This window comes from Xanthovirga aplysinae (assembly GCF_009711365.1).
Lineage (GTDB): Bacteria > Bacteroidota > Bacteroidia > Cytophagales > Cyclobacteriaceae > Xanthovirga > Xanthovirga aplysinae.
Genome location: NZ_SMMB01001180.1, coordinates 1 through 10,482, shown reverse-complemented (window position 1 = coordinate 10,482; position 10,482 = coordinate 1). Strand labels below are relative to the sequence as shown.

General features: G+C 37.4%; 9 protein-coding genes and 1 riboswitch. Of the genes, 4 read left to right on the top strand and 5 right to left on the bottom strand.

The genetic code is table 11. From position 1 onward, the window contains the following. Positions 1-394: 394 nt before the first annotated feature. Both E1171_RS15765 and E1171_RS15760 read left to right on the top strand, forming a co-directional pair. Positions 395-733: a P-II family nitrogen regulator gene (locus tag E1171_RS15765; RefSeq protein ID WP_155207010.1), complete on the top strand. Its 339-nt coding sequence runs from the start codon at positions 395-397 to the stop codon at positions 731-733. Positions 734-799: 66 nt separating this feature from the next. After that, the gene (locus E1171_RS15760; protein WP_155207009.1) at positions 800-2,050 is read left to right on the top strand and encodes an ammonium transporter; all 1,251 of its coding nucleotides are present in this window, start codon (positions 800-802) and stop codon (positions 2,048-2,050) included. Positions 2,051-2,197: 147 nt separating this feature from the next. Here E1171_RS15760 and E1171_RS15755 read toward each other — a convergent pair whose 3' ends face one another. The 5 genes from E1171_RS15755 to E1171_RS15735 all read right to left on the bottom strand — a co-directional run bounded on the left by E1171_RS15755 (position 2,198) and on the right by E1171_RS15735 (position 6,948). Next, complete coding sequence (locus tag E1171_RS15755) at positions 2,198-3,196, bottom strand: Gfo/Idh/MocA family protein (protein ID WP_155207008.1); 999 nt, start codon at positions 3,194-3,196, stop codon at positions 2,198-2,200. Between the two features lie 6 nt (positions 3,197-3,202). Next, positions 3,203-3,574, bottom strand: coding sequence for an SH3 domain-containing protein (locus E1171_RS15750; RefSeq protein WP_155207007.1), 372 nt, complete (start codon positions 3,572-3,574; stop codon positions 3,203-3,205). A 106-nt stretch (positions 3,575-3,680) separates the two neighbouring features. After that, on the bottom strand, positions 3,681-4,700 hold the full coding sequence (locus tag E1171_RS15745) for an ABC transporter ATP-binding protein (protein WP_155207006.1): 1,020 nt from the start codon (positions 4,698-4,700) through the stop codon (positions 3,681-3,683). A gap of 3 nt (positions 4,701-4,703) precedes the next feature. Next, a complete protein-coding gene (locus E1171_RS15740; protein ID WP_155207005.1) occupies positions 4,704-5,765 on the bottom strand; it encodes an iron ABC transporter permease in 1,062 nt (353 codons plus the stop codon). A 112-nt stretch (positions 5,766-5,877) separates the two neighbouring features. Beyond that, positions 5,878-6,948: an ABC transporter substrate-binding protein gene (locus E1171_RS15735; RefSeq protein WP_187696492.1), complete on the bottom strand. Its 1,071-nt coding sequence runs from the start codon at positions 6,946-6,948 to the stop codon at positions 5,878-5,880. Positions 6,949-7,265: 317 nt separating this feature from the next. Then, positions 7,266-7,461, top strand: a riboswitch (cobalamin riboswitch). 113 nt (positions 7,462-7,574) lie between these two features. On the opposite strand from E1171_RS15735, the gene E1171_RS15730 reads away from it, so the two are divergent. Together E1171_RS15730 and E1171_RS15725 are read left to right on the top strand one after the other, a co-directional pair. Next, on the top strand, positions 7,575-9,494 hold the full coding sequence (locus tag E1171_RS15730) for a TonB-dependent receptor plug domain-containing protein (protein WP_155207003.1): 1,920 nt from the start codon (positions 7,575-7,577) through the stop codon (positions 9,492-9,494). 522 nt (positions 9,495-10,016) lie between these two features. After that, the coding region (locus E1171_RS15725) for a hypothetical protein (RefSeq protein ID WP_155207002.1) at positions 10,017-10,482 on the top strand (466 nt) is incomplete at its 3' end.

Here is a 10,482-nt window from a genome sequence, read left to right as displayed (position 1 = left end):
CCCCAACCTATAAATGTTTCAACAAAATAAGAAAATATCCCTCAAAAGATCTACTTTTTCATTTGGTCTCATTTTAAAATGAGACCAATTTTTTTTACAACATGAGGAATAACCATTAGTCCTATAAATTTCCCTATTATATTCCTTTCAATAGATTAAAATCTAGCTAGGTCTCACCCTCTTTGAAATTAATATCACCTGCAATTTGTCTCCCATCAAACTTAAATATAAAATTGATCAATTTCACAATTATCTTTTCCGAAAAGGATTGATACTCCATCTTTATAATAAAAAAAGTAAAATAGGTTAAATTATTAATCTAAAAATTTTATTTCACATATTTTTTATCAATATTAGGGTAAAATTTTAACCTTAATTCTTAAAATTATCAAAAATGAAAAAGATTGAGGCCATCATTAGAACGTCAAAGTTTGAAGAGGTAAAAGAAGCGCTCTCACAAATGCGAATCCGCTTTTTATCCTATAGTGAAGTCAAAGGAATAGGTTTAGAAAAAGCCCAGGGGCAGGTATACAGAGGAACAGCCTATGACGCAGATTACATCCAGCGTACTAAAATTGAAATCATAGTCGCCGAGGAGCAGGTAGAAAGCACTATGGATTGCATCATGAAAGCCGCATACACTGGGGAAATAGGAGACGGAAAAGTCTTTGTTATTCCTATTGAAAATTTACACCGCATCAGGAACAAAGCAGAAGGGGCAGCCGCTTTGTAATATTTGAAAGATTTTTCACTTACCCCCATTAATCTACTAACCCTATCAATTATAAAGTATAACACCATGTCACAAGAACTTTTTACCATTAACAACCTTTGGATGATGATAGCCACTATTCTGGTATTCGTCATGCATTTAGGTTTTGCTTCTCTGGAAGCAGGGCTTACCCGCTCTAAAAACACTGTCAATATTTTGTTTAAGAATTCAATAATTCCCGCCATGGGAATCCTATCCTATGCATTCATTGGATTTAATATAATGTATCCAGGAGAAAGCTTTACAGGTCATTTTTTTGGAATTGGCGGATTAGGATTAGATCTACCAAAGGCAGGTAATACAGCTGAATACAGCGGTGGCTACACTTATTGGACTGATTTTATTTTCCAGGCTATGTTTGCGGCTACCGCAGCCACTATTGTATCAGGAGCTGTTGCCGAACGTATTAAACTTTCTAGTTTTTTAATTTTCTCCATGATTTATGTAGGATTTTGCTACCCTATCGTCGGTATGTGGAAATGGGGTGGAGGATTTTTAGATACACTTTCCACCTCCTTTTACGACTTTGCCGGCTCATCCATAGTCCATTCAGTAGGAGGATGGGCAGCTTTGGCCGGGGTAATCCTGCTTGGACCAAGAATTGGTAAATATGTAAAAGGTAAAGTGAAGCCTATCCCAGGTCACAGCATGCCTTTAGCAACTCTAGGAGTTTTCCTTTTATGGTTCGGTTGGTTTGGATTTAATGGAGGATCTGTCCTTTCTGCCGATCCTGGAACCGTCTCACTGGTATTTGTGACCACCTCTATTGCAGGAGCTGCAGGAGCAATTGGGGCCTTTGCCTGTTCCTATGCTTTATTTAAAACAAACGACCTAACAATGGTTTTAAATGGAATATTAGCAGGATTGGTAGGCATTACAGCCGGCGCTGACCAAATGGGTACCGTAGACGCTTTATTAATTGGATTAATTGCAGGCATATTAGTAGTACTTTCCGTTGTTCTACTTGATCGACTTAAACTTGACGATCCAGTGGGAGCCATATCAGTACATTTAATCTGTGGTATATGGGGAACGTTAGCTGTCGGAATATTCGGCAACCTTGCTTCTTGGACACAACTTAGCAGTCAGTTGATTGGCATAGGAGTTATAGGAGCCTTTAGTTTTATCAGTTCATTCAGCATATTTTTCATCATCAAAAAAACAATTGGGCTACGAGTAGACACCAAGGAAGAAACTGAAGGGCTGGACATGGCAGAACATGGGATGCATGCTTATCCAGACATCAAAGCAGCTCACGATCAATTGGCAACTCTTTAGTGTTACCTTTTTCTAATGCCTGGAGAATTTTCTTCAGGCATTACACATAAAACTGAAATCTGAAAAAAACTGCAATTCTAAGATTTTTTCAAAAGTAAAAACCACCCATTTCTTTTCTCCTCACAGTTCATTTTGAGCTTTTTGCTTTTAACCAATATTTACCCATTCACTTCTTTCCGAACTTTCCTTTATACCATCAATCACCTTCATATTCCCAATTGCATCATCTAATGGGGTTGGGACCTTTGAGTCTTGTAGAATTGTCCTAGAGAATATATCCCCCTGTAAGGTGTATTGATTAGCTGGGTCAAAACGCAATTCCTCTGTTTGCTCTTTGGAATGTAACCAAATTTTGGTTGGTACATCATGAGGAATATTAAAAGGGATTTCTACTTCAATTCGCCCATCTGTTCCCAAAACATTTACCTTTTGATAAGGCATTACTTGAGTAGAGCAAGTAAAAGTAGCACTCCTTCCATTAGAAAAATCTAAAATTCCTGAAGCAAGGCGGTCAACTTTCATTTCCGGATCCAGGTCCATTAGCCCCATCACACGCTTAGGCTCTGCTTCAAAAAGGAATCTTGGAACCGATATACAATAACACCCAATATCCATCAATCCTCCTCCACCCATTTCGGGTTTATTCCGAATATTTTCAGGGTCAATATTATAATAAGAAAAAAAAGACTGAATAGTTTTCACCTCCCCTATTTCATTTTCCCTTACCAGTGCTTGAACCTTTTTCCAGGTTGGATGAAAGCGATACATAAAAGCCTCCATTACTTTAAGGCCTGGAAATTTACTTGCCGCTTCTTTTAGTTCCTTTGCTTCCTCTGCATTTAAACCAATAGGCTTTTCACACAATACATGTTTTCCGGCTTCCAATGCTTTAATTGTCCAAGGCAGATGTAAATGGTTTGGCAACGGATTGTAAATGGCATCTATTTTTGGATCATTTAATAATTCCTCGTAACTCCCGAATGCCCTTGGTAAACCTAATTCTTTAGCCTCTTCTTCTGCCTTTTGAAGAGAACGAGAAGCTATGCCTTCAATTTGGCAATACTCCCCACCTTGCATGGCAGGAACCACCTTTTGTGTACCTATTCTGGCTGTACTTAAAATTCCCCAACGTACTATATGGGTCATAATATTTTAATTTATTGGATTTATTAAAAGTTTTTGCCCAATGATTTCATTGGGTATCCAGCCCTCTGATTTAGTTGCTATATTTAAACACCAACTCCACCCATTTAATGACCTAATTTTTTGAATTCTATCGTCTTTACGAACATTTAATTCATTTGCAGAATAGGATTCTAATATTTCCCCTTCTAGTCCATCCCCACAAATTTTAACAATTTGCATAGGTATCCAACCTTCTTTATCCTTTTTAATTGCCCAAATCCAACCTTTCCAATCTTCCTTTTCTTCCTCTCTTCCTAACTCTACGATATCTCCAGCCTTTAAAATAATTGGATCAGGATACTTGGTCTGATAACCCTTAAGAACAATAAATTCCTCCATTGGTATATTATTTTGCAATATGTGCTAACGTTGAATATAAAGCACATTTTAAAACAGAGCCCAAATAATCAAATAGACAATATAACTATAAAAAAATGGATTACTCTTAATTTTGTTGGCTAACCCTTTCGAGATCGAATAACAACTTACGAAGAGAAGAGTAAATATTTTCCTGTTCTTCAGTTTTCAATAACCATCTTCTAGGATTCTCAAAAACCTGAAGTTTATAATTTGAATTTGTAGTTACTGGCAAATATCCTTTTCGCTCAAGAGCATGACGGGTCCAAAGATAATTCAAGCCACTTCCTTCTACTTTTATCGGAAGCCCTTTGACAGGCAGCACCTTAAATTTCCCACTACTTTGATCAAAACTTATTCCCTCCTTCAAAAAGGTTTGGGCTACTTTTCCTTCCAAGATTAAGTCTTCCGGCAAACCACAATAAATGGGTTGACCAGGAGAAGCCAACCAAAGGCGGTCAGCAGTATGTATTGCTAATTCTAACTCATGGGTAGATACAAGAATGGCTTTTTGCTGTTCATGTGCCAATTTCTTCAATAGAAGCATTATTTCCATTCGATTAGTCAAATCCAAATGTGCTGTGGGCTCATCCAAAATAATTAACTCTCCATCCTGAGCCAAGGCTCGGGCAATCATGACCTTTTGTAATTGACCATCGCTAAGTTCTTGCACCTGCTTTTCTACTAAACCATTTGTGTGGGTAACCTCTAGCGCATGTTGTACGATCTCCCTATCCTTCGAAACTAGCTTTCCACTCCATGAAGTATGAGCATATCTTCCCAAAGATACCAATTCAAAAACATTCAGGTGATTTACACTTACTTTCTCTGTTAAAACTAAACTGATCTTTTTTGCTATTTCCTGTACCCTGTACTTCTTTAATGGTTTCCCATCCAATTGAACCTCCCCTCTTAATGTTGGTTGTACAGAGGAAATCGTTCTAAGCAAAGTCGATTTCCCCACTCCATTAGGCCCCAAAAAACACACCAATTCTCCCCTAAAAAGCTCCAGGTCTACATCTTTCAATACCGGTATCAGCTGATTTTTTCCTTTTTTATAGCCCACTGTGAGCTTTTTGGTCTGCAATATCGGATAATTAAAACTCATGACCTATCTGGCAAATGTTCCCCTAATTCTTCTCCCCTTCACTATCAACCCAATAACAATAGGTGCTCCAAAGAGGGACGTCACTGCATTAATGGGCAATGTCTCTTGTTGGCCAGGAAGTTGAGCAAGGATATCACAAAAAAGCATTAAAATAATTCCACAGAGGATGGTAGCAGGAATTAACAGCTTATGATCTGCCGACTGAAAAAGTAAGCGAGCCAAATGAGGAACAGCAATTCCCACAAAGGCAATAGGACCACAAAAAGCCGTAATACTTCCTGCCAACAAGCTTGTACTTAAAATCAACCATAAACGGGTACGCATTATCCGCATACCCATACTTCTAGCATATTCCTCCCCTAACAATAGTACATTTAAATTCTTCACCTGACTAATGGCCAAAATTAAACCCAATAGAACTACAGGGAAGAAAACCTGAAGTTCTATCCAACTTAACCCACCCAAACTACCAAAGGTCCAAAACAGATAAGCCTGTACCTCCTCTGCCTTACTAAAATATTGTATCACGGAAACTATTGCCCCTGTGGCACTTCCAAACATCAATCCAATAATCAATAAACTCATACTGTCTTGTAGGCGAAAGGAAATAAATAGCACCAAAAGAAGCACCAACATTGCCCCGGAGCTAGAAGCTAACACAGTGAACCATTTCCCTCCCACAAACTCAAATGGAAAAGCCAAAAAACCTCCTAACAATACCCCTGACATTATCCAGAGTGCTACCCCCAGACTTGCTCCGGAACTAATTCCTAGTACAAAAGGACCCGCCAAAGGGTTTCGAAATAAGGTTTGCATAAGCAAGCCACTTAATGAAAGACCTGCACCTACCAGCAGCGCCGTTATGGTTTTTGGAAGACGAAAATCCCAGATAATATGTTGCCAACTCTCCTTAGCAGCTTCTTTTCCTGCCAATACACTTAACAGGTCCCCAAAAGGAATAGACACCGAACCAAAAGAAACATCAAGTATGAGAAATAGAAATGCTAAAAAAATAAGGAGAACAAATGCCTTTGTGCTTCTTTTTTGGATTAGGGCAGTATTCATGAAGAATGAAATTAATGCTATGATCAATTTAAACATTAAAGGTAATCAGGAATCATGAACCTGGATTCAAGCCCCTAAACTAAACCTCAAAGCTAAATTCCTAATAAATCTATTATTTAAGTCTTTGATAAAAATAAGGCTGATAATCGGGCAGCAATTCCGGATGAAAGACCTTAATCAAATCTGCCAATACAATATCGGGCCGGGCATACCCCAGCTCCAAATAAGTATTTCCTCCTTTTTCCCCTTCCTTGGCATTGTAATTATACACCTGTTGATTTTCAAAAGCCTTAAACATTTGGTAGCGACTCTCTTGTGCCTCCATTTCTTTTAAACTTTTAAAAGCACCTACCCCCACCCAATAATCGGCCTTATGGGCCAAGTCATACACAGCTTCAAAAGACAATTCCAAACTGCCTTTTCCTTCCGTTTCTTTCCACAAGTAATCAGCACCTGCATCTTGAAGAAATTGAGCTCCCCAACTTTTTCCACCTGGTGTATACCAAATATCACCATAGACTGTCCCACTGAACACCTTGGGTTTATTTTTTGCCGTCTGACTTAATACTCGTAAGGAATCATAACTACTTCGAATTCTTTCAAAAACCTTCTGAGCCTGTTTCTCCTTATTGAAAAACAAAGCCGTAAACTTAATCCATTCAGCTCTTCCCAAAGGATTATCTTCCATATAATCTGCATTCACCACTACAGGAATCCCTGTCTTTTTAATGACATCCAATTGATCAGTTTGATTTCCCATTCCATAAGCCATGACCATATCAGGCTGAACAGAAAGAAGCAATTCTGTATTCAATGCACCATCTGGTCCCAAGTCTGTCACTTTCCCTTCATCAACCAATTTCCGAATAGCAGGAGAGGATATGTAATCCGTATGTGGAAACCCTACAATTGACGCGGATTGCTGGAGCTGATCAAACATTGGCAAATGTGTAGTAGATAAAGCCACTACTCTCTCTACCGGGATCTCAATAACTGTAATCTTAGAGTCGTGCCTTGGAACTGACATTCCTTTTGGCACTAACCAATATTTAAAACCTGATTCAGCATTTTTCCATGGCCTGGTCACCTCTACTTCTTTATAAGTCTTGTGGTAGGTAACTTTAAAAGTTTCCGCATAGGTTATATCTACTTTATTTGGAAAAAGATCTTTTTCGAATTCCACATCTTTTATACCCTTCTCTGATTGTTCCTGTGAGGATTTAGAACAGCCACAAAAAATAATTGGAATGAAAAATAAAATAAAGTGTATTTTGAGCTTCTTTTTATTCATGACAAGTGGTTACCTCAAACCTTTTAATCGGAAATAATGAGGCAATTATACGGAATTATCTCGAGATTCATTTAAATGCCAAATAGACACGGGGTTTTCCACGTATTGCCTTGTGTTATCCAGTCAGACTAGGAATTTAAATACCTTTCACCTAACTCTTAACTAGCCCCTCTTCCCCATTTAAACTTTATCAATTCAAAAATCTTTTCTACTTTTGCCGAAAATTTGGTGCTTCAGTCCCATCCTTGGGTCTGGGCTGAAAAGGGAATTTCGTGTAATTCGAAAGCTGTCCCCGCAACTGTAAACTTTAAAGCTTGTTGCCACTTTTGCCACTGTTCTTGTAGAATGGGAAGGCTGTGACAAGATTAAGTAAGCCAGGAGACCTGCCAGATTTCAATCATCGTCGAAGCTTTCGGGTGAAAAGCAGAGAACAGTTTTTTAGGAAACTACCCCTCCTTTTAACTAATCTCGCAAATTTTCACCTGGCTTTGATTTAAATCTTTAATTCAAAAGCCATTATGAAAAAAATTTACACACTGATTTCCTTTCTAACTATACTTACTGGAAGTTTACAGGCCAATTCCTTGGATACACTAAAATTACAGGAAGTAACAATTTATGGTATCCCCCAAGAAAAATACATTACAGGAAGCAAAATAGTAGCTCCTGACTCTCTGGTACAAACTATGGCTTCCACACACAACATTGTTGACCTATTAAACCAACAAAGCCCAATATATTTCAAATCAAATGGGACTGGACTTTCCTCAGTGTCTTTTCGGGGGACAGGCCCCAGCCATACTGCCGTCCTATGGAATGGATTAAATATCAACTCCCCCACATTAGGACAATCTGACTTTTCTCTATTACCTGTTTTTGCCATGGACCGTATTCATTTGCAATATGGATCAGCAGGGGCCCTTAATGGAAGTGATGCCATAGGAGGAAGTATTTTACTAAACTCCTCCCCTCAATGGCAGGAGGGTATACAAGCTTCCTTATTTCAAAGTGCTGCCAGTTTTGATAATTATTTTTCCGGACTATCACTCAATTGGGGTAATGGTAGCTGGGAAAGCCGTAGCAAAATCTATTACCAAACAGCCAAGAATGACTTTGAATTCAAAAATGAAAGTCTGGAAGGAAGCCCAATTGAAAGACAACAAAATGCCAACTCAAAACTTTATGGGTTCCTTCAGGATTTTAATTATCGATTTTCCTCAGCATCTTACCTGACATTCCAAGGTTGGTACCAAAATTCTCAAAAAGATATTCAGCCTCCAATGAGCATCAATAACGTAACCAATTACCATAGTCAGGAAGAAGATCAATCCCTTCGTTTGAAAGCCTCCTATCACCAAAACTCCAATATGGGTTACTTCACAACAGGACTAGGTTTTTTATATGACGACTATGTTTATATTTATTCCAATACACCCAGTCAAACAATATTCAGTCAAATTATACCTTCTATAAACTACGAAAAAGACTTTTCACCGAAATCTAGTTTAAAAGTCGGTACCCAATGGAATTTCATTAAAGCGAAAAATGATATTATTGGCAATATTTCTGAAGAAAGAGGAAACCTCTATGCCTCTTTCCGCTTTCAGCCCCTAGACTTCTGGAGCATCACGGCAAATGCAAGACAAGTCATGTTTAAAGGCAAATTTGTTCCTTTCACACCATCGCTAGGAAATGAATGGGCTCTTTTAAAAAGATCAAACAGGCAACTAAAGGCCAAGCTCTTGTTAGCCAGAAGTTACCGTATACCTACCATCAATGATAGATTTTGGGTTCCTACAGGAAATCCAGATTTAAAACCCGAAGATTCTTATAGCGGGGAAGCTGGTTTAGTTTATAATTTTCAACAGAACAATTGGAAATTGGAGGCAGAAACCACCTACTATCTCATGAAAGTAACTAATTGGATACAATGGAAACCCAACGGAAACATCGATGAATTTGGTTATGAAATCTATTCACCGGTAAATTTAGGTAATGTAAAAAGTGAGGGAATTGAATTAAACGTAAATGTCAGCACACAGTGGAATGTCTGGAAATGGTCCAGCCACCTCAATTATTCACATAGTAAAACAATTGACCGAACAAACCCTAATGAAAATAAAGGTTCATTCCAATTGGCCTATACCCCAAAAAATACTGGAGCATTTAGTACTTCACTTGGCTACAATAATTGGTATACCTTGGGTACCTTAAACTATACAGGAAAGCGATTTTCTTTGGCCAATGAAGCATCTTCCCTTAAAGCCTATACACTAACCAACCTTTCATTAGGAAAACAAATTAATGTTAATAAACTTTTACTCGATTTTTCATTCAGTTGCCGTAATTTATTTGATATCAACTACCAAAATATAGAAACTTACGCCATGCCCGGAAGAAATTATCAAATCAACTTAAGGGCTACTTTTGGAGGGTAAGAAACATCAGTTCATCTATTATTAAAAAGAAAACTTAAAATCCGTGCGAAATCCTGATTCGTACGGATTTATTTTTATCATAAAGACACCACTTTGTTTCAACTTCACCAATTAAGACTGAAAAAGGCTCACAGGAGTCCCTGTCCTGGTTACATATCAATTTTCTAGGAGAAACAGTTTTATCTAAAATAATCCTATGGACTTTCAACATTGGAGGTTCCCCAAAGTATTTTCCAAAAATCCTTTCAACCACCACCCTTTCATCTTTTAAAAAGATAACACCAAAAAAATTAAAATCCCTACTCCTAACCTTCTTTTTGATTTGATACCAGGCCACCTTTTCTATTTTCGGAATAATAAAAAATCTAAGATTAATCCAAATTATTCCATATCTTTGTTCAAATAAAAAACTATATTAACAGTGTATTTTTATAGTATTTTTAAATGTAGGGTGATTAAATATTTATACCCTATAATCCAGTCCAGGTTATTGTATTTTTTTCTATCTAGAATGAGGCAAATATGGAAAGAAAACTTCTACTAACTATTTTTTATTTATTTGGTATTCTGACTGCTTATTCCCAGGGGAATAGTAAAATCTTCGAAAAAGGTTATTTGGTCACGACAGAAGGGGATACCCTACATGGGTATATTCAAGCAAAGGGCAAAATCAGGATTAAGCCTTACCTTAGCTCTCAAAAGATTAAAAAAATTTCCTATAAAAAAATTAAGGCGTACCACACTAAAAACAGTGAATATATAGTCATTAACAAGTTAACTTACAAGATCCTAAATAAAGGCTTTATAACTCTTTATCTCAGAAAAGATTACAACTATAACCCCTACGTTAAACCCGAACATGACTTCTATTATATTCAAAAGAAAGGAGACAAAAAATTAACCCTTTTAAGCTCCTCCCTCATTAGCAAAAAAGCTTTTAGAAAGAAAGCAGTTTTGATTTTTGCCTCCAATGAAAAATTATGCCGTC